This is a genomic window from Geomonas limicola, assembly GCF_014193675.1.
Lineage (GTDB): Bacteria > Desulfobacterota > Desulfuromonadia > Geobacterales > Geobacteraceae > Geomonas > Geomonas limicola.
The window spans coordinates 725,584-745,000 of record NZ_BLXZ01000003.1; the positions used below are offsets into that span (position 1 = coordinate 725,584).

General features: G+C 57.3%; 18 protein-coding genes and 2 rRNA genes (1 of these 20 cut by a window edge). 9 read left to right on the top strand and 11 right to left on the bottom strand.

Features of this window, described 5'->3' with window-relative positions; all coding sequences use genetic code 11:
• Window positions 1-628: 628 nt before the first annotated feature.
• Window positions 629-826, top strand: a complete 198-nt coding sequence (locus H7688_RS22980; RefSeq protein WP_198424480.1) for a hypothetical protein — start codon at window positions 629-631, stop codon at window positions 824-826.
• Window positions 792-1,016: an NADH-quinone oxidoreductase subunit B family protein gene (locus H7688_RS22985; protein WP_198424481.1), complete on the top strand. Its 225-nt coding sequence runs from the start codon at window positions 792-794 to the stop codon at window positions 1,014-1,016. The genes H7688_RS22980 and H7688_RS22985 overlap by 35 nt, the downstream gene beginning before the upstream one ends.
• A 1,043-nt stretch (window positions 1,017-2,059) precedes the next feature.
• On the opposite strand, the gene H7688_RS10305 is transcribed toward H7688_RS22985, so the two are convergent.
• Both H7688_RS10305 and H7688_RS10310 read right to left on the bottom strand, forming a co-directional pair.
• Window positions 2,060-3,304, bottom strand: a complete 1,245-nt coding sequence (locus H7688_RS10305) for a type II toxin-antitoxin system HipA family toxin (RefSeq protein ID WP_183360994.1) — start codon at window positions 3,302-3,304, stop codon at window positions 2,060-2,062.
• Window positions 3,305-3,580 carry a helix-turn-helix domain-containing protein gene (locus H7688_RS10310; protein WP_246329776.1) on the bottom strand — a complete coding sequence of 92 codons (276 nt, stop codon included), beginning with the start codon at window positions 3,578-3,580 and terminating at the stop codon, window positions 3,305-3,307. It lies immediately after the preceding gene.
• 310 nt (window positions 3,581-3,890) lie between these two features.
• Between H7688_RS10310 and H7688_RS10315 the strand changes: the two genes are divergently transcribed.
• Window positions 3,891-4,133, top strand: coding sequence for a helix-turn-helix transcriptional regulator (locus tag H7688_RS10315; protein WP_183360996.1), 243 nt, complete (start codon window positions 3,891-3,893; stop codon window positions 4,131-4,133).
• A gap of 169 nt (window positions 4,134-4,302) precedes the next feature.
• Here the strand turns inward: H7688_RS10315 and hisG are convergent, their stop codons facing one another.
• The 5 genes from hisG to H7688_RS10340 form a co-directional block, all read right to left on the bottom strand.
• Entirely contained in the window at window positions 4,303-5,178 is an 876-nt protein-coding gene (hisG, locus tag H7688_RS10320) for an ATP phosphoribosyltransferase (RefSeq protein WP_183360997.1), read from the bottom strand.
• A 142-nt stretch (window positions 5,179-5,320) separates the two neighbouring features.
• Entirely contained in the window at window positions 5,321-5,698 is a 378-nt protein-coding gene (gene hisI, locus H7688_RS10325) for a phosphoribosyl-AMP cyclohydrolase (RefSeq protein ID WP_183360998.1), read from the bottom strand.
• Window positions 5,699-5,954: 256 nt separating this feature from the next.
• Window positions 5,955-6,752 carry an ABC transporter ATP-binding protein gene (locus H7688_RS10330; RefSeq protein ID WP_183360999.1) on the bottom strand — a complete coding sequence of 266 codons (798 nt, stop codon included), beginning with the start codon at window positions 6,750-6,752 and terminating at the stop codon, window positions 5,955-5,957.
• Entirely contained in the window at window positions 6,749-7,657 is a 909-nt protein-coding gene (locus H7688_RS10335) for an ABC transporter permease (RefSeq protein WP_183361000.1), read from the bottom strand. The genes H7688_RS10330 and H7688_RS10335 overlap by 4 nt, the downstream gene beginning before the upstream one ends.
• 138 nt (window positions 7,658-7,795) lie before the next feature.
• Window positions 7,796-8,800, bottom strand: a complete 1,005-nt coding sequence (locus tag H7688_RS10340; RefSeq protein ID WP_246329777.1) for an ABC transporter substrate-binding protein — start codon at window positions 8,798-8,800, stop codon at window positions 7,796-7,798.
• Between the two features lie 572 nt (window positions 8,801-9,372).
• On the opposite strand from H7688_RS10340, the gene H7688_RS10345 reads away from it, so the two are divergent.
• Window positions 9,373-10,614 (top strand): hypothetical protein, encoded by a 1,242-nt coding sequence (locus tag H7688_RS10345; RefSeq protein WP_183361001.1) that lies wholly within the window; start codon window positions 9,373-9,375, stop codon window positions 10,612-10,614.
• 90 nt (window positions 10,615-10,704) lie between these two features.
• On the opposite strand, the gene H7688_RS10350 is transcribed toward H7688_RS10345, so the two are convergent.
• Complete coding sequence (locus H7688_RS10350) at window positions 10,705-11,463, bottom strand: NRDE family protein (protein ID WP_183361002.1); 759 nt, start codon at window positions 11,461-11,463, stop codon at window positions 10,705-10,707.
• Window positions 11,464-11,564: 101 nt separating this feature from the next.
• Window positions 11,565-12,251: a PilZ domain-containing protein gene (locus H7688_RS10355; RefSeq protein ID WP_183361003.1), complete on the bottom strand. Its 687-nt coding sequence runs from the start codon at window positions 12,249-12,251 to the stop codon at window positions 11,565-11,567.
• Between the two features lie 463 nt (window positions 12,252-12,714).
• On the opposite strand from H7688_RS10355, the gene H7688_RS10360 reads away from it, so the two are divergent.
• Genes H7688_RS10360 through H7688_RS10380 form a run of 5 tightly spaced genes read left to right on the top strand, consistent with a single transcriptional unit; the run spans window position 12,715 to window position 17,450 of the window.
• Window positions 12,715-12,972, top strand: coding sequence for an acyl carrier protein (locus tag H7688_RS10360; protein ID WP_183361004.1), 258 nt, complete (start codon window positions 12,715-12,717; stop codon window positions 12,970-12,972).
• Window positions 12,973-12,974: 2 nt separating this feature from the next.
• Entirely contained in the window at window positions 12,975-14,120 is a 1,146-nt protein-coding gene (locus tag H7688_RS10365; protein ID WP_183361005.1) for an acyl-CoA dehydrogenase family protein, read from the top strand.
• Complete coding sequence (locus H7688_RS10370) at window positions 14,121-15,731, top strand: amino acid adenylation domain-containing protein (protein WP_183361006.1); 1,611 nt, start codon at window positions 14,121-14,123, stop codon at window positions 15,729-15,731.
• The gene (locus tag H7688_RS10375; RefSeq protein WP_183361007.1) at window positions 15,728-16,837 is read left to right on the top strand and encodes an amidohydrolase family protein; all 1,110 of its coding nucleotides are present in this window, start codon (window positions 15,728-15,730) and stop codon (window positions 16,835-16,837) included. Before H7688_RS10370 ends, H7688_RS10375 begins: the two co-directional genes overlap by 4 nt.
• Entirely contained in the window at window positions 16,797-17,450 is a 654-nt protein-coding gene (locus tag H7688_RS10380; RefSeq protein WP_183361008.1) for a GNAT family N-acetyltransferase, read from the top strand. The genes H7688_RS10375 and H7688_RS10380 overlap by 41 nt, the downstream gene beginning before the upstream one ends.
• A gap of 87 nt (window positions 17,451-17,537) precedes the next feature.
• Here the strand turns inward: H7688_RS10380 and rrf are convergent.
• Both rrf and H7688_RS10390 read right to left on the bottom strand, forming a co-directional pair.
• Window positions 17,538-17,654: ribosomal RNA gene (gene rrf / locus H7688_RS10385) — 5S ribosomal RNA — on the bottom strand.
• A 143-nt stretch (window positions 17,655-17,797) separates the two neighbouring features.
• Window positions 17,798-19,417 (bottom strand): 23S ribosomal RNA (locus H7688_RS10390) (it continues 1,335 nt past the right edge of the window).

Consider the following 19,417-nt stretch of genomic DNA (forward strand, 5'->3'; position numbering starts at 1 on the left):
GGAAAAGCAGATGGAGTTCTGGTACTAGATGGCTATTCCGCTTCTGAATCTATATCGTTTTGCATCGTTGCCTTGGGTTACCGGCTCGCTCCCTTATAGCACATTAACGCTTAGCCCCCTATAATTTTAATGTAATTTCCAGCATCCTTTAGGATGATCACTCCACGGATTCTTGCGAAGCTCCGAAAACACAATTGTCCCACCGGCTTCCATATTTGCCCTACAGCAGGCGATCTCGCGGGAACCCATAGGACAACCTTATCCTAAAGTATCCCAATTTAAATGTGATACCGGTCAGCCGAGATCCGCGGGTGAACTACCTACGCCATGCACCACCACGGCGTCCATCTCTGTTTTCTCCTGGACCTTCTCCATTCCTCCGGAGCGACCTTCAGATCGTCACTGCCCCCGGTTAATATCCCCTCTGCAGCAAGCTCAACTCTTGTACCCCCTCGCGACACCCACTATGCAGCATTATCATTCTCCAACCAACCAAATACACAGCCGAGTGGCCCCGGCCTGCGGCGGGCACTACAGCGAAATGCCAAAGGGATCAACAGCTGCCCGACCTAGCGCGCTTCCCTATGAAGCCCGCTACCGGAACCTGCAACCGGTAAAGGAGGTAATCATGACACGGCAGACCAAAAGCAGCATCGACGAGGTTCATATCCTGTGGATCTCGGAGGGGATGAGCTGCGACGGCGATTCGGTCTCGGTCACCACAGTGGCGCTTCCCTCCATCGAGCAGACTGTACTCGGGCTGGTCCTGGGTCTTCCCAAGGTTCGCCTAGGTGCTCTCCAAGGACTACGGTGGACGACTTCGTGACCCCGTTTCACTAGGCGGCACACGGCGAGCTGTTACCGTAGCCCCCATCAAGCTCAATGACTGGATCGGCCGCCTCAGGCCCGGCGCGCTCGCCGTGGTGACCGCCGGCACCTGCTCCACCTACGGCGGCATTCACGCCATGGAAGGTAATGCGACGGGCTGCATGGGACTTGCCGATTACCTGGGGTGAGACTTCAGCAGCGGCTCAGAGATTCAGATCATCAACGTGCCAGGGTGCCTGCAAATCATCTCCTCCCTGATCGCTCATCGGACTGGGCCGGAGTCCTCCCAGCTCTGGCTTCGATGGGAGCGAGAGCCACTTCCGCCCCTGAGGAAAGGAGGGCGGTACTTTTGTGGGGGCACCGTTCCCAAACGTAAGGCCGCCGACGACAGTGCCTTAGTTGAGATGCATCACCTGACCGGTTTGGAACGAGGTACCTTCCGAACCGAAGAATATTTAGCAGCGGGCGATCTCCTCCGGTGTGTGTGCCCTGGGAACTGTATTGGTTTATGCGAGTTAGCCGAGTGAGGTCTGGTAGGCTAGAGCAGTCAAAGGCGGACTTCGCTACGCTACGTTCCAATTTCATCCACACCAGACGCAGCCTCGCGGGCTACCCACATGGTTCAAGTGGTTGGAATCACAGAAAAGCATGTAGTACAAATGTATAACACCAGAGCCGCTGCTCCTGTAGCAACTATCCGATTTTACACCGAAAAAGTAGTGAACATTTGTTATACACCTTGACGCGTCCGGCCCGGGAGGCTCGCGTATGAAAAAGATGCTCTTCAACTTTCGACTACCCCCGAAATTGCAGGCCGTGTACTGGCCTTTGCAAGGGGACGCAAGAGCACCTGCAACGAGGTAAATAGCCGAGGCAACTCGATGCACTGGACCGTGAAAATAAGGCCCGCACCCTACAGGAACGGGTGACATTTCTGAAAAAAATCTTGCGGGAACTTCACCTTGGTGATGACCTTGGGCGAAAAAATGGAGGAGCAATTCAACGAGCCGAGCACCAACGAGATCGAACGGATCAGGAGCCTTTTCAACTCTTGGAGAACAAATTAGACGGGCACGACGATGCCGAAGCTCCATGGCACCCCACAATTAGAAACGGAATACGCGAAAGTCACGGTGGCAGGTGAAACACCCGCCGTTTTTATTTTCGATGCGTAAGGACGGTCAACGCCAAGGGATGCGGGGAAGAAATTGGCTCTGTTTCTGCCAGGGAATCAGGTAACGAGGACGCGCGCCTGCCGCATCCTCTGCTCGGCTACCTTGGCGATCTTGGCCACGATGCCGGTATCCGGACCGGCGCTTTCAAAGGCGTCAGCCAGGGGACTGATCTCCGTGGAGACCCGGTCGCACAGTTCAAGAAGCTGCGCCCGAACGACGCGTTTTCCGATGCCCGCCTCGGAGGCAAAGCTCTGGAAGTGAGTGGGCGCCAAGTAGCGAGGATCCTTCTGCCCCCCCAGCTTCATCGCGAACCTGTTGTTGAGTCCCGGGTAGACGGCGGTGCTCAAGAGGTCGTAGAACGGGGCCAGCCTGACGGTCCCCGCACCGTAGAGGAGGGAGAGGTTCTTGGCATGGGCGTCGGCATTTCCGATCAGGAAATTGAACAGCGCCCACTTAAGAAGGTTGAGCGCATCGAGAGTCGGCTCGGCGCTCCACACCTCAATCAGGCGGAAGCAATCCGCGAAGCCGGGGCCGCCTTCCTGCTCGTATTTCATCTCGGGGAGCACCCCCAACGCCTGGCAAAAGTCCTCCTGGTGCAGCCGCTCGATGCCGCCGGAGGAAAGCCGGATACGGTCATAGCGCTCAACCAGGTAGACCGGCTGGCCGGCAACCTCCAGCGCCTGAGCCTTCGGAACCGGAAGGCCGACCCGCTCGGCGAGGTTCATACAGAACGCCTCATTCACCACCGTATTTTCTAGCCGCTCGATGGGGGTTTTCAGGATGTGGGAGGACGGGGCGCCCCCCTCGGGCACGAAGAAATTGCCTCCCTCCACGTAGAGCGGGAGCTTGTTCTGGGCACCGGCCAGAGAGAGCCGGACCCCCTCTTCGCCGGCCAGAAGTGGATGGCTCGGCAGGTCCGCGAGATCTCGGGAAAGCTCCTCGGGAGAGATGGGCCGGTAGTGCCCCAAGGTCTCCGGAAGCTCCCCCGGTTTCAGCAGGGAGACGGCACCGGCGCAGTCCCCGCCGATCGCTTCCAGGAGGCCGAACACGTTCTCCATGGAGAGGCCGAGCTGTCGCGCCACCTGGCGGCGCACCTCCCCTTCCGGCAGCAGGTTGGCGAAAAAGGCCCGCGCTGCGGTATCGTCGAAGGGCTCCTCGCGCAGGGGCAAAAGGCGCGAAAGCGGCAGGGCCCCTGCGAGGTTCCGGTACGCCTCGGCGTACCGGAAGCCGAGCCGGGCGCCCTCACGATTCAGTTCGCCCACCAGCCGTCCGTTCCAATGGACCTGGAGAATTTCCGGCATCTAGTGCTCCTTCAATGGATCAGCGGATCTCGGGAAGACGTAGAGTTCCAGCCCCAGTTTTTTCAGGACCTGCAGGGCCTTGCCCAGCTCGGCGGTCTCCTTCCCGTTCTCCAGCTGGGAGAGGAACTTGGTGCCGACGCCGGTCATTCCCGCTGCCACCTCCTGCCTGAGCCCGATCTCCTTCCGCTTCAGCCGGATCACGCGGCCTAGCTGCTCCACGCTGGCGATCCTGCCGTAACCGCCATCCTTCCCCGTATCGTCGTTAGTCGCTCCCACCACACCCTCCATTTATCCGTACGAACAAACTATGCAGATTCAACCCAAACTGTCAACCATTATTACCGTACGAACATATTTCAACCCGATGGAGACACCTTAGCAAGAATATTTCCGTACGCACATAAACCGTGGGCACGAAGGTACCATTTCTGGACAGGCAGTGTCCTTTTCCTGACCTGCCGGCCAAGGTCTACGGGAAAACCATTAACAATTTCAAACACAGAACTTTGGCACATCCCCCGCAAGGGCGCGGGTAGCGGGTAGCGTTGCCAGGCAGCGCGATACAACGTGGTAAAGGGAGGCTCTTATGCCGAGACTCATGACGGAAAAGGAAACGGCGGTCATGGTGGGGATGTCGGTACACTGGCTGCGCAGGAAGCGCTGGGAGGGGGGCGGGATCCCCTTTGTCAAGATGAGCACAAAGGGGGCGGTGCGGTATTCCGAAGAGACGGTGCAGCAGTACATCGAGACGCATTTTCGGATCAGCACGAGCGACACCGGAGGGAGACGCCTTCTACAACCTGGTGCTGGAGAACCCGAACGGCACTAATTGGGTCCGCATAAAAACGGCTACAGTACAAAAAAAAAGTCCGGCACATCACCACGCGATGGCCGGACTTTTAGAATGATTTTATTCTTTTATCGTCGAAAATCTCTGCTTTTATATCCTGCTTTGACCTTTTCCTAATATTAAAAACCTATATTTTCGAATAGTTAGATCAGATAATCTTGTTGAGCGAGTACTCCACAATCCCCTCGGCACCGAGCTTCAGCAGTTCCGGGACGATGCGGCGCACTTCCTTTTCGGGCATGATGCTTTCGATGGAGACCCAGTCCGAGTTGTGCAGGTGTGCCACGGTCGGGTGGTTCAGACTGGGGATGATCTCCGTGATGGCGGCAACGCGATCACCGGGGGCGTTCATCTTGAGGCCTACCATCCCCTCGGCACGCAGCGCCGACTGCAGCAGGGTGGCAATCTGCTCGATCTTCGTACGTCTCCAGGGATCGGCCCAGGCCGCCTTGTTGACGATCATCACCGGCACCGACTCCATCAGCTCGCACACGATGCGCAGCCCGTTGGCCTTGATGGTTGATCCGGTCTCAGTCACCTCGACGATTGCGTCGCAAAGCCCCTCCACCACCTTCGCCTCGGTGGCACCCCAGGAGAACTCGACGTTGACCGGGATGTTGCGCTCGGCGAAGTAGCGCTTGGTAAATCCGACCAGCTCGGTGGAGATTGTCGCGCCACTCAGGTCTTCGGGCCCCTGCACCTTGGAGTCGCCGTTTACCACCAGCACCCAGCGGGCCGGACGGCGCGAAACCTTCGAGTACACCATCTCGCACAACTCGAAGACATCCGACTCGTTCTCCCGCACCCAGTCGCGACCGGCGATGCCGACGTCGATGGTGCCGCGCTCCACGTACTTCGCCATCTCCTGAGGGCGCATTAGGGAGCACTTGATCTCGTCATCGTCGATGGTCGGAAAGTAGCTGCGTGACGAGATGCCAATCTGCCACCCCGCCTTCTTGAAAAGCTCTACGGTTGCTGTTTCCAGACTTCCTTTCGGGATACCCAGTTTCAGTACGTTTTCCATAGAAACTCCTAAAATCGAATGCCACAGAGACACGGAGCACCCGGAAAAAACCGTCGAGAGAGGAAAACCGCAAGGCGGCATCAGCTCGCGGTTGCCCGCTTTGTTCTCTCCGTGACCTCCGTGCCTCCGTGGCTAATCGGGATTATTTTTTGTAGACCTGCGCGGGATCGAAGAGCGGGTTGGAGTGCTCGACCCAGGTGCCGTTTTCGTACTTCACGTAGAAGCAGCTCCGGTTGCCGGTGTGGCAGGCGGCGGGGCCGTTCTGCTTCACCTTGATGACCACGGTGTCCGCGTCGCAGTCGGTGAGCACCTCGACCACGTCCTGGGTGTTGCCGGACTCTTCGCCCTTCATCCAGTACTTGTTTCTGGTACGGCTGAAGAACCAGGTCTTGCCGGACTCCAGGGTGAGGTTCAGGGTCTTCTCGTCCATGAATGCCACCATCAGTACTTCGCCACTCTCGGCGTCCTGGATAACCGCCGGGATCAATCCGCCCATCTTTTCAAAGTCGATCTTGATCATGTTTCCCCAGTCCTTGCACTGCCGTATTCACAAAAAAGTTATTCCTCATACAACGCCCCTGCCCCAACTGTCAACTGTTTATGGAGTTCGGCCACCGGCATTTGAACTGCCGGAAATTACATATGGGGCCATCGAACCGGAGCGCAACGTCGTGCCGGAAGAGTCGGCAAAAGAAAAGGGCGAACCTAAGGCTCGCCCTTTTCCACGTCTTATGCTCGTTCAGGTCGGCTCGCGAAGCGTCGGCCGACACGAGACCCTACTCCTCCGACAACAGGGTACGGTCGTTCTCGAAACTCTTGTGGCGCAGTTCGTGGAACTTCTGGATCAGCTTCTCCACGGTAAGCGCCTTTTTGGCCTCGCCCTCGATATCGAAGATGATCTCGCCCTTGTCCATCATGAGCAGGCGGTTGCCGAACTCGATGGCGTGACTCATGTTGTGGGTGATCATCATGGAGGTCAGCTTCTGCTCCTTGATGAACTTGTTGGTGAGCTCCAGGATGATCTCGGCGTTCTTCGGGTCGAGCGCGGCCGTGTGCTCGTCCAAAAGGATCAGGGCCGGCTTCGAGAGCACCATCATCAAAAGGGTGATCGCCTGGCGCTGCCCTCCGGAGAACATCACCAGGTTCTCCTTCATCCGGTCCTCGAGCCCCATGCGCAGCTGCACCAGTTCGGTCTTGAAGTACTCACGCATCCTGTTGTTCAGGCTGCGCTTGAGCCACTTGAAGCCCTTTTTGTAGGTGATCATCATGTTGTCTTCCAGACTCATGTTGCTCGCCGTGCCGAGCGTGGGGTTCTGGAAGATGCGGCCGATGTACTGGGCGCGCTTGTACTCCGGGTCGCGGGTCACGTTGCGGTCATTCACCAGGATCTCGCCGCGGCTGGGGAGGTAGGTGCCGGCGATGGTGTTGAACAGCGTCGACTTGCCCGCGCCGTTGCTGCCGATGATGGTGATGAAGTCGCCTTCCTTAACCTTCAGGTTGATATTGGAAAGCGCCTGGTTCTCGTTGACCGTCCCCTGGTTGAAGACGATGGAAACGTTCTTGAGTTCTATCATTTTGCAGCCACCGCCTTAATTCCGATTTTCTTGAGCTTGGTGAACTGGGTCAGGATCAACAGGCAGATGATCAGGATCCCCTTGATCAGGTTCAGGTCGCTCGGGGTCATGTGGATCACGTAGCCGTAGTAGCGGCCAAGGTACATGACGGCGTAGAACAGGATGGAGCCGGCCAGGGCGCAGAAGGTAAGCACCCCGATGCGGTTGCTCTTCATCACCAGGAACTCGCCGATCATCACCGAGGCCAGGCCCGAGACGATGATCCCCTGCCCGAGACCGACATCGGCGAAGCCCAGGTACTGGGCGGCGAAGGCGCCGGAGAGGGCCACCAGACCGTTGGAGAGGCCGACGCCGACGGTCTTCAGGGTGCGGGGATCGACCCCCTGCGAGATCACCATCTGCTCGTTGTTCCCCATCGCCCCCATGGTAAGTCCCAGGTCGGTCCTGAAGAAGAGGTCCAGCAGCACCTTGACGGCCAGGGCCACCACGAGGAAGAACACCAGCAGGATGTAGTCGTCCGGCACGATGCCGGTGAGCTTGTCGGTGACCTGGGTGAGCAGGGTCTCGTGCTTCAGGATCGGCACGTTGGCCCGGTTGCCCAGGATGCGGATATTGACCGAGTAGAGCATGGTCATGGTGAGAATACCGGCCAGCAGGTTGGGCACCTTCAGGTGGTTGTGAATCACGGCGGTGATCATCCCGGCGACCACGCCGCCGGTAAAGGCGACCAGAAGCGCGAGCCAGCCGTTCATCCCCATGAGCAGGCACTGCACCATGAGGGCCGCACCCAGGGGGAAAGAGCCATCAACCGTCAGATCGGGGAAATCAAGGATACGGAAGGAGATGAAGACGCCGAGGACCATAATGCCGTAGATAAGACCTTCTACGAAAATTCCTTCTATCATAGCGAAACCGTTTACCCTTTTGTCTTAAAATAACTACGGCCCGGCAACCCAAGAGGGCTGCCGGGCGTTAACGTACGTCCGGGGTGATACCTGGAAGCGACTGGATACCCAGGGTACCCGATGCGCCAGTGGCAGGAGTTACTTCGCCTGCTTCTTGGTCAGCTTGCCGTTTTCCTTCACGGTGTTGGCGTCCTTCACCAAGCCGGCGGGAACCTTGATCCCCAGCTTCTTGGCGACGTCCAGGTTGACCATCAGGTCCACGTCGGAAGCCTTGGTCATGAAGCGGGTCGGGATCTGCTCGGGTTTCTTCCCTTTGAGGATCTCGATGACCAGCTTTCCGGTAGCGCGGCCCATCTTGTAGTAGTCGAAGCCCCAGGCGGCGAGGACGTCGTAGGTTTCCGAGGAGCTCGGATCGGCGGACATCACGGGGACCTTGTGCTTCGTGGCAACATCGGTCACGGCGCTCAGGGCGGAGACCACGGTGTTGTCAGTGGAGATGTAGATCGCATCGACGCGGCGGATGATCGACTCGGTTGCCTGTTTCACTTCGGCCGACTTGGTGACGGTGGCCTCGACGAACTCGATGTTCATCTCCTTGCAGACCTGCTTCACGATATTCGCCAGCACCACCGCATTCTCTTCGGAGCTGGTGTAGATATGGCCCAGACGCTTGATCTTCTTCATCTTCATCAACAGCTCGATCTGCTGCTTGACCGGGGTCATGTCGGAAACACCGGTGACGTTCTTGTCACCTTTTTTCAGGGAGGTCACCAGGCCGGCCTTGACCGGGTCGGTTACCGCAGAGAAGACGATGGGGGTGTTCTTCAGGGTATTGACCAGCGCCTGGGCGGTCGGAGTGGCAACACCAACGGCCAGGGTCACCTTCTCGGACTGGAACTTGTTGGCGATGGAGGCGGCGGCGTTCATATCGCCGTTGGCGTTCTGGACGTCGAAGGTCGCGTTGACCTTGGCGGCTGCCAGCTCATCCTGCACACCTTTCACCACCGCGTCCAGAGCCGGGTGCGAAACGATCTTGGAAATACCGATCACCACCTTGCCCTGGGGAGCGGCCGCAAAAACAGTTGCAGCACACATCAGGGAAACCGCGAGGAAGCTCAACACCATGCTCAATCTCTTACTCACCAGACACCTCCTGAATTCAATTAAATTTTTCCTGCCAGCGCTACTATACAGCATTCCATAGAGTCAGCCGAGGCGTGAGCATACCATCCGAAACAAGATCCAGTCAATGGTCATTATTGTGCAAGTAGGAACAATGCTTTGATAATTTCCAAAGGTTCGCACCCCTCGTCAGAGAACCACCACAACGAGAGCCGGAAACATAACCCCAGCTAATTACACTGACCCAATATTCAGCTTTTGCGGTGAGGCGCACCGCTGGCGCACCGTGAGCCCTCGGACGGGTAAAAAAGATCCCCCTCTTTTGTTGACAGCACACCGGCAAAAAGGTTAAAGTACCGAAAGCCTGAACCTTTAGCGGGTGAACCGGTGCAAAAATGGCAGCCCGCACCTCATCGGCGGCGCTCACGGGCGCTCCTCCCTGGCTGACCCGGTTGTTCGCAACAAACCTTACCAGTCGTCAAACATCAGAAGATGGCCAAGGTCATAAACCAGACAGCCCCGCGGCAGTTCTGCAGTCAAGCGGCGCGTGCTGCGCTGACGTCCTTGGTCATCCCTTTACTTAAGGAGTCTACGTGAAGTATCTGCACACTACCCCCAGGGCCCTGGCCCTCCTGCTCTGCTCACTGCTTGCCATGCCGCTCGCCCTCTCCGGGTGTAAAGACGCCAAGCCGACAGCCAAACCCGCTTCGGCAGAGACCCTGAAACAGCCCATTTCCAGCAGCGCCCAACAGGCTCCCCAGTCACTGGCAGGGCAGGCTCCCGCGGGCTCCGTGCCGGCTCCGGCTCCCGGGCAGCAGGCAGCGCCCCCCGCAACCGCACCGAACGTTCCCGCAACAGCGACCGCTCCTGCAGCCCCTGCTGCTGCAGCAACCTTCAACCAGGCAAGTAGCGCCGGGAAAAAATCCAAGAAGAATGGGGCCAAGGGTGGCGCAGCGCAGGCGGCCCCCGCCAGGAAGTACCTCGCGGGCGAGGACCCGGACTTCGCAGCGCGCAAGGGGTGGCCGGTGAAGGCTCCTGCCACGCTGCCTGGCTCCATCCTCCCCCAGAAAAGGATCGTGGCCTACTACGGGAACCCCCTCTCCAAGCGGATGGGCGCCCTGGGTGAGTTCCCCAAGGACGAGATGCTGCAAAAACTCAAACGTGAAGTGGCCAATTGGCAGAAGGCCGATCCGTCCCACCCGGTACAACCGGCGTTGCACCTTATCGCCGTGGTCGCCCAGGGCGAACCGGGGAAGGCAGGCCTCTACCGGATGGTGATGCCCGACGAGGTCATCAACAAGGTTTACGGCTGGGCCAAGGAGTCCGGTGCCATCCTGTTCATCGACATCCAGACCGGCCACGACAACATCCGGGCGCTGCTGCCGCGCTTCGAGTGGCTCCTGAAAAACCCCGATGTGCATCTCGGCATCGACCCCGAGTTCAACCTGATCTCGAGCAAGAAACGCCCCGGGACCAAGATCGGCACCTATGACGCCACCGACATCAACTACGCCTCGGGATATCTCCGGGACCTGGTGAAGAAGTACAACCTCCCGCCGAAGGTCTTCATCGTGCACCGCTTCACCCGTAACGGCGTGACCAACTCCAAAAACATCGTGCTGCGCCCCGAGGTGCAGATCGTCATGAACATGGACGGCTGGGGCGCCCCCTGGCTCAAGCGCGATTCGTACAAAGACTACGTCGTGTCCGAGCCGGTCGAATACACCGGGTTCAAGCTGTTCTACCACAACGACACCAAGAAGGGGGATCCGCTGCTCACCCCTGCGGACGTGCTGAAGCTCAACCCGAAACCGCTCTACATCCAGTACCAGTAACAGGCGAAGTCTCTCAGGAGGCCACCAATAAAGACGCCCGTCGGAACCTCCGGCGGGCGTCTTTGTCTTTGCGTACCTTGAGACCAAGGGTCAGCTCAGTTCGAAGGTGAACTCCACCTCGTCGGCGTCACCCCCCTCGTAACGCCGCTCCGCAAAGGTAAGCGTCCCCTTGTAATCGACGAGGATTGCGGTCGAGGAGCGTGTACCGTAACGCTCGCTGGCAATGAACATCGGCGCCAGCAGGCGTTCCCATTCCAGGCCGACACCGGTCTCGGGCAGGTCCTCGTCCGGAGCCGGCGTCCGGTCGTGCAGCAGGTCCAGAAGTGCCTCTGGAGCCACGTTCTCCTGCTGCAACAGGCCCCGCAGTGCGCTCTTGCCCCGCACGACCTTGGGCCACGGCGTGTCCCAGAGCCGGTTACTCAGGCCGTGGAATCCCGGCTCGACCCGGACCACCTCTCCGCTTCGGTTCGAGTAGCAGCTCAGGGCATCGGGGGTGCCGAAGATCAGGTTGAACCCGTGGTAGCTCCCCCCCTCCCTTCTGAGCCGCTCCAGGTATGCCTGGGGATCCGGTGTGCCGTTGAGGAAGTCGCTGACCAGATCGCCCCGGGAGGGGGCCGTCGGGTCCGGCTGGTGCGGTTCCCGGTAGTTGGTGAGGGCAGCAATGCGCCCGTCACGGTTCACACCGAGCCAGGTCCCACCACGCAAGAGGTCGCGCCCGGCCAGCAAGTCGGGGGATTCCTCCCAAAACCCTGCCTGCCGGGTGGGACGCTCGTAGAACTCGTCGCGATTTGCCGCAATGATCAAGGGGTAACGAGGGTGCTGCCGGTAGGCCATCAAAATGAGACACATAGTTTCCCCACAAAAAAAGCCGGCCCCCGCGGGCCGACCTTGTCGTTGTAGCTGCTGTCAATTCTGCTGCACCGCTTCAAAAACGAATGTGCAACGAAACGCTAGCCGTTTGCAATGAGTTTCACCAGGTGCTCCTGCGCTTCGCTGAGCCCCTCGAACCTCACTCCCAAACCAGGAATCGAACGCGACTGCCCCCACTCCAAGTACCAGCGCACCGAGGCTCGGATCGGCTCATGATCCGGGTATTCGACAAAGCGCAGCCAGACTGTCTCACCTTGGGCGAAATCGTGGGTGCTGTGCAGAAATGCGCCCCCCAGGGAAATGTTCAGGGTGAAGGTCTTGAGGGTGTTCTCGTCGGCGAAGCGGCCGTCCGGGGAAAGCAGCACGTTAAGATTGTAGTTCTTTCGGTTGTACCGCCGCAAGGGCCTGGCGGGGAACGGAATGCACCGGCTCTGGACGAAGAACTTCAGTGCCGAGGCGGTGTCAGGTGAGAAGGCCTGCTCCAGGGGGCTCAGGTTGATCTTCTTTTTCTTGTTCTCCCACTTCACCCTGAGGACCGGGTACAAGTTGAAACACTCGTAGGCGACGACCTTTTCCTCTTTAGAGCTGCGTACCAGGGTCAGTATGTCGACCAGCAGACCGTTATAGGAGTTATCGGTGGCGAGTTCCGCCATTTCAGTGAACGAACCGGCGATATCATAGTCGACATGTATCTCACGCAGCGCTTCTGCGTAGGCGTGCCCTGCTTCGGGATCTTTCGCGATAATCAGTATTCTGGCTTGGGTCATGTGGGCCGGAATTCCTTGGATGGATCAATCGGGGGATGCTGCTGACGCAGGGGCTGTTAACTGGCTTAAGGCTAACAACCTGGTAACGCTGTGAAGGTACACTATAGCGCCTTCCCCTGAAAGATCAATTTTTTTCTCTACTAAACAGAAGCGGCGTGAGCCGCTCCTGACTGTTCCAAACTCAGCCGATGCCTCAGCCCCCCAACCCCGCTCAATCTCGCCCTTCGATACTCCGTCAACGGTCCGCTATGCCTTTGGCACCCGGCCCTTTGACTTCTCCTCTTTTCACGCTACAATCGGTCCTGGTTATAATTTCTTAATCTTTCACGTCACAGACAGCCGCGCTTAACGGCCGCCTCCCTCTGGCTTCACCAATACGACGTAGCACCACGAACGAGTGGTTCGAGGCAGGCTGGTTCTATCGTTATCGGCAGATCACCACGCTCAGTACAGGAGAATCATCATGCAAGATGACGCCAAGCTCATCGAGTTCATCAAAACCGACCTGGCGAGGGGGAAGTTCACTGGAAAGCTCGGAGCAACCGACGACCTTATTGAGACAGAGATCCTCGACTCGCTGGGGATTATGAAACTGATTCTTTTCCTGGAGAACAACTACGCCGTGAAGATCTCCGACGAGGACCTCACTTTGGAGAACTTCACCTCCATCATGTCCATAAATTCGCTCATCGAGAGAAAGCGAGCCACACAAGGGGCCTGAACATGGACTTCTCTTTTACCGACACCCAACTACTCCAGCGCGAGAGCATCGTTGACTTTGCACGGCGTGAACTGAACGACCAGGTACGCGAAAACGACCAGGCAGGGGTCTTCCCCCTGGAAAACTGGCGCAAGTGTGCCGAGATGGGCATGATCTCCCTGCTGACTCCCGAGGCGTACGGCGGTCTGGGCGAGGACCTGGTAACCACGGTACATTCGCTCGAGGCCCTTAGCTACGGATGCGAGGACAGCGGCCTGGTCCACGCCATTGTCACCCAGTTGTGCTGCATCGTGCTGCTCAACCTGTATGGCTCGGCGCCCCAAAAGGACAAGTACCTCGCCAGACTCTCTTCCGGGGAACTGATCGCCGCCCAGTCCATCACCGAGCCGGATGCCGGCTCCGATGTTCTCTCCATGCGCACACGCCTCGAGGGGAACGGGGTTGGCTGGCTTTTGTCCGGCGGGAAGGTCTTCATATCCAACGGTCCGCTCGCGGATCTCATCATCGTCTTCGCCAGGTGCGGTTCAGGTAAATCCGCCTTCGGTGAAATCTCCTGTTTCTTGGTGGAAAAATCTGCACCGGGTTACAGCATGGGAAAGCCGCTGCAGAAGATGGGGCTGCGTACCCTGCAGAACTGCGAGATGTTCTTCGACTCGGTCTGCGTAACCGAGGAGTTGCAGCTCGGCAAAAGCGGGCACGGCATGTTCATCTTCAATGAGGGGATCGAGTGGGAGCGTGCTCTCATGACCGCAGCGCACCTGGGAACGTTGGAGCGCATCCTCGAAAAGAGCATCGCTTACGTGAAGACACGCAAGCAGTTCGGCAAAGAGATCGGCAAGAACCAGTCCGTCTCTAACAAGATCGGCACCATGAAGCTTAACCTCGAACTCGGCAGGCTGATACTCTACAAGATGGCCTGGCTCAAGGATCAGGGGAAGCGGGCGACTCTCGAGGCATCGCTGGGCAAGCTGTTTGTCAGCGAGAGCCTGAAGAGCGCCTGCCTCGATGCCATCCAGGTGCATGGCGGTTACGGCTATATGCAAGAGTGCGACCTGGAACGGGATTTAAGAGACAGTGTGGCGGCCACCATCTACTCGGGCACCTCCGAGATGCAGCGCAACATCATAGCACGTATGCTGGGGATCTAAATGGGCAGGTATCTCGTACAGACCTACTTGGATGAGGCGTGGCGGGCCAACCCGGACCAGGTTGCCGTCGTCGATGATCAGCGTTCCATGACCTACGGGCAGTTGTACCGCGATGCCAACAGGATCGCCCACTGCCTGGTATCGCACGGGGTGCGCAGGCAGGACCGGGTGGCAATCTGCATGAAACGCTCGGCACAGGTCGTAATGGCGATCCTCGGCATCCTCAAGGCGGACGCCATCTACGTGCCGCTGGACTCGAAAGCCCCCATCGAGCGCATTCTAAAGGTCATCCGCGACTGCCGTCCCAGCGCCATAATCTGCGACGACGCAGCCCTGCCGGTACTGGACGGGGTTAAGGCGCACATGGGTTCGGTCCGACATCTGGTGGTCTGCGGGGTCTCCAGCCAGAGCTCCGGCGACCTACCGCGCACCCTCCTCGAGGACATGCCACTCGATGCGGTCCCCGCGCCGGCATACCGGAACATCGATGCCGACGCCGCCTACATCCTCTACACCTCAGGATCCACGGGAAGTCCCAAGGGCGTCGCCATCTCCCACCTCAACATCCTCAACTACATCGACTGGGCGGTCGAATATTTTGCCATCACCAGCACAGATCGTGTTCTAGGGACTGCACCCTTCCACTTCGACATGTCGACGTTCGACATCTTTGCGACACTCAAAGCGGGAGCAACCCTCTGCATCGCACCAGAGCGGTTATTGCTGTTCCCCCACAAACTGTTCGATCTGATCGAGGAGGAAAGGGTAACCGTCTGGAAAGGTGTCTCGTCGCTACTCATGTACCTGTCCAGTACCAACTCGTTGCGCAAGGACCGCATACCGTCCCTGCAGAAGGTACTCTTTGGCGGCGAGGTTCTGGCCACCAAGCACCTGATCAACTGGATGCAGCACTACCCGAACAAGCGCTTCTACAACGTCTACGGCCCAACCGAAGCAACCGGAATTTCCTCCTGCTACTCTGTCGAGCAACTACCGGGTTCTCCCAGCGAACCGATCCCTATCGGGAAGCCCTGCGCCAATACCGAGATTTTCATTCTGACCGAGGATAACTCACTGGCAGACATCGGGGAAGCCGGAGAACTCTGCATACGCGGTTCAGGCCTCAGCATGGGGTATTGGGGCGACGAGGAGAAAACCGCACGCGCATTCGTCAGAAATCCCCTCGGTTGTACCCAGAACGACCGGATCTACCGCACGGGGGACTTGGCAAGGCTGAGGCACGACGGCTGGCTCGAGTACCTGGGGAGGAAGGACTTCCAGGTCAAATTCATGGGGTACCGGATCGAGCTGTACGAGATCGAACAGGCCATGCTGACCCAGGACAGCATCCACCAGGCCGCAGTGGTCCTCTGCGACACGACCCAAAGCGAGGTCCCCGAACTGGTGGCCTTCATGGCCGGTCCCAACCTCCTTGACCCGGACTCCGTTATGGAGGAGTTGGGCCGGGCAGTCCCCTCGTACATGCTCCCCAAACGGATCATCCCGCTGGCCGAAATGCCACTCAATGATCGCGGCAAAACGGACCGCGGTGCGTTGCGCCAGCTCTATCAAAATGCCGTACAGGTTGCCGGCAAGGGTGAAATCCTGTGAAAACGCTGCCCCCGGAAACCTGCGCGGCCTATCTCGGGATTCTCGCGGGCATAAAGCAGCACCACCGCCTCTACGATGTCCACGTGCACCCGTATGAAGTCCTCTTCGATCGGTTTACCTACCAGGATTCGGCGTCTGCGCCAGGAGTGCTGAGCCTCGATGGAAAAGGTTACAGCACCCCCTCGATCTATCATTTTCGATTTCCGGAGCTTACGGACCTCGGCAACGACAGCAAATCAATCCGGCTGCAAGATATCTCAGTCATGCTGTTAAAAAAGGTCTATTCATTTGTAGGGGAGAAAGTATTTTCAGACCAGATGGAGCTTGGCGGGATCGACAAGGTACTCCTATTGCCGGTAGCCTCAGAGTCGAGCAGCGCGACTCAGTTTGAAAACCGCCTACGCTGGGTGACCGAGTACTATTCAGATCAGAGACGTTTTGCCATTGCGGGCAGCGTCCCAGGTTCGGTTCCGACCGACGGGCTGCGAGATTACATTCTGAGCCAACAGGTAAGATTTAACATCAAGGCGATTAAGTGCCATCCCGTGGTCACGGGAATCGACTTAAGCAGGATGGCCCGGAAACAATGGCTGGCCGAACTGGTCAGGGCCTGCGGCCAATGCCGTCTCCCCCTCATTATCCACAGCGGCCGGAACAATCCCTATTGGGGAGGAAAGCGAACCAACTGCGCCGCGCTGGAGAACTTGAAAAGGATTAATTTCTCCTGTTCTGGAACGCCAGTGATCATAGCCCATGCCGGATTTCACCGTTGTACGATGAGCGATATCCTCACCGAGGGGTTGCCCCTGCTGAAAAACATGCTCAGTACCCATGACAACCTTTTTGTCGACATTTCTGGGCTCACCTTTGAACCGCTGAAAGTGGTGATCGAGCACCTACCGGCCAACCGAATCCTCTTTGGCTCTGATGCGCTCTATGCACCGCAGTGGGAATCGGTGATCCTTACCCTGCATGCGCTAAGGGTCAAAGGCAGGCGGATCGAAGATGACTTCATCAAATACGCAAGTATCAATCCAAGATCTCTGATTTTTGAGGAGAAGACCAATGTTCAGTATGCTGCGGATCAGATTCCATCAGTTCCTTGAAGAGGCCAGGCAAAAATCGCTGACTGAGGCAGTCAAAAAAACCGTTGGGAAATGCCTCTTCAACGACAACATTGTGATACCTGTCTACAATGATCTGTCAGACATCAAAAAGATAAAGTCCGAAGAGACGAACGGCCTCGAATTTCTGGTGGTCGATCAAAGAAACCTGGGACTTGCTGAAAGGATGATGAAGACTCCAAGCCGGCGCCTAAAGTTGAGTGTCAACAACAAGGCGGGGTATTATGCCTATGCAGTAGCTTGCGATGGCGAAATAATAGGGGACATCTGGTGCGCGACCCCGAAACAGACTAAAAAGAACCCGTTACATCCAGACCTTCCGTGGCTCGGCATCAATTGCCAGGACGATCGGGAAGCATACATGTTCGACATGTATGTGATTCCAGATTCGCGTGGCAAAGTAACCACAAACTATTTACTGGCCAACGCGTTAAACCACCTGAGAAAAAGCGGGCATGACCGAGTCTACGGTTTCTACGAGAAGGACAACCTTCCGGCACTCTGGACCCATCGCCTTTTTGGCTATTCAGAACTGGGTAAACGAAGATCCTACCGTTTTCTCTTCTACAAGAAAACCGAACCGGTCACGGTGTAACATGCGGTTCGAGACCTGCCCGGCTCTTCCTTGGATCTGAAATACGAAAAGCCCCGCTGATTTCTCAGCGGGGCTTTTCAATTAAATTCCCTGCGGCGACCTACTCTCCCACATAGCTTCCCATGCAGTACCATCGGCCCAGAGAGGCTTAACTTCTGTGTTCGGGATGGGAACAGGTGTGACCCTCTCGGCATTGCCACAGAGAAACTCTTGGCTTGGAAGCTGTGACGCTTCCTCGCGTATCGTTTCTCACAATCGCATAGTTTTCGTTTCACTGTAGGGTTTTTGTATGCTGACAGCTTCGATAATCGGGGGGTGGAGGTCCACCCCCCTCTAAAATAATTTTTATGGTCAAGCCTCACGGCCGATTAGTACTGGTAAGCTGAACGCATTGCTGCGCTTACACACCCAGCCTATCAACGTTGTGGTCTACAACGGGCCTTTAGGGGATTGCTCCCGGGGATACCTAATCTTGAAGGAGGCTTCCCGCTTAGATGCTTTCAGCGGTTATCCTTTCCGTACATAGCTACCCAGCGACTGCTCCTGGCGGAACAACTGGAACACCAGAGGTACGTTCAACCCGGTCCTCTCGTACTAAGGTCAACTCTTCTCAAGTATCCTACGCCCACGGTAGATAGGGACCAAACTGTCTCACGACGTTTTAAACCCAGCTCGCGTACCGCTTTAATTGGCGAACAGCCAAACCCTTGGGACCTACTTCAGCCCCAGGATGCGATGAGCCGACATCGAGGTGCCAAACCTCCCCGTCGATGTGAACTCTTGGGGGAGATCAGCCTGTTATCCCCGGCGTACCTTTTATCCGTTGAGCGACGGCCCTTCCATACAGAACCGCCGGATCACTAAGACCTACTTTCGTACCTGCTCGACTTGTTGGTCTCGCAGTCAAGCTCCCTTATGCCTTTACACTCTACGGCTGGTTTCCAATCAGCCTGAGGGAACCTTCGCGCGCCTCCGTTACTCTTTGGGAGGCGACCGCCCCAGTCAAACTACCCACCAGACAGTGTCCCCGATCCGGATGACGGACCTGGGTTAGACATCCAAACAAACCAGGGTGGTATTTCAAGGTTGGCTCCACCGAGACTGGCGTCCCAGCTTCAAAGCCTCCCACCTATCCTACACAAACTTATTCGAATGTCACTGTCAAGCTGTAGTAAAGGTGCACGGGGTCTTTCCGTCTTACCGCGGGTACTCGGCATCTTCACCGAGAATTCAATTTCGCTGAGCCACTGGTTGAGACAGCGCGGAAATCGTTACGCCATTCGTGCAGGTCGGAACTTACCCGACAAGGAATTTCGCTACCTTAGGACCGTTATAGTTACGGCCGCCGTTTACCGGGGCTTCGGTTCAAAGCTTCACCTTGCGGCTAACAAATCCCCTTAACCTTCCGGCACCGGGCAGGCGTCAGACCCTATACGTCGTCTTGCGACTTTGCAGAGTCCTATGTTTTTAGTAAACAGTCGCTACCGCCATTTCTCTGCGACCCTTTTTAGCTCAGAGAGCAAGTCTCATCACCTAAAAGGGCATACCTTCTCCCGAAGTTACGGTATCATTTTGCCGAGTTCCTTAACCAGTGTTCTCTCAAGCACCTTAGGACATTTATCCTCACCCACCTGAGTCGGTTTACGGTACGGTCACCTGCTGTCTGAAGCTTAGAGGCTTTTCTTGGAAGCATAGGATCAACGACTTTACGGGGATACCCCCTCGTCATCAGCTCTCAGCGTTAAAGGGAAAGGGATTTGCCTCCTTCCCACGCCTACGGCCTTAAACCAGGACAACCAGCGCCTGGATCGTCTACCTTTCTCCGTCCCCCCATCGCAACAACAGGTGGTACAGGAATATTAACCTGTTTCCCATCAACTACGCCTTTCGGCCTCGCCTTAGGGACCGACTAACCCTACGCAGATTACCTTTACGTAGGAAACCTTGGGTTTTCGGTGACAAGGTTT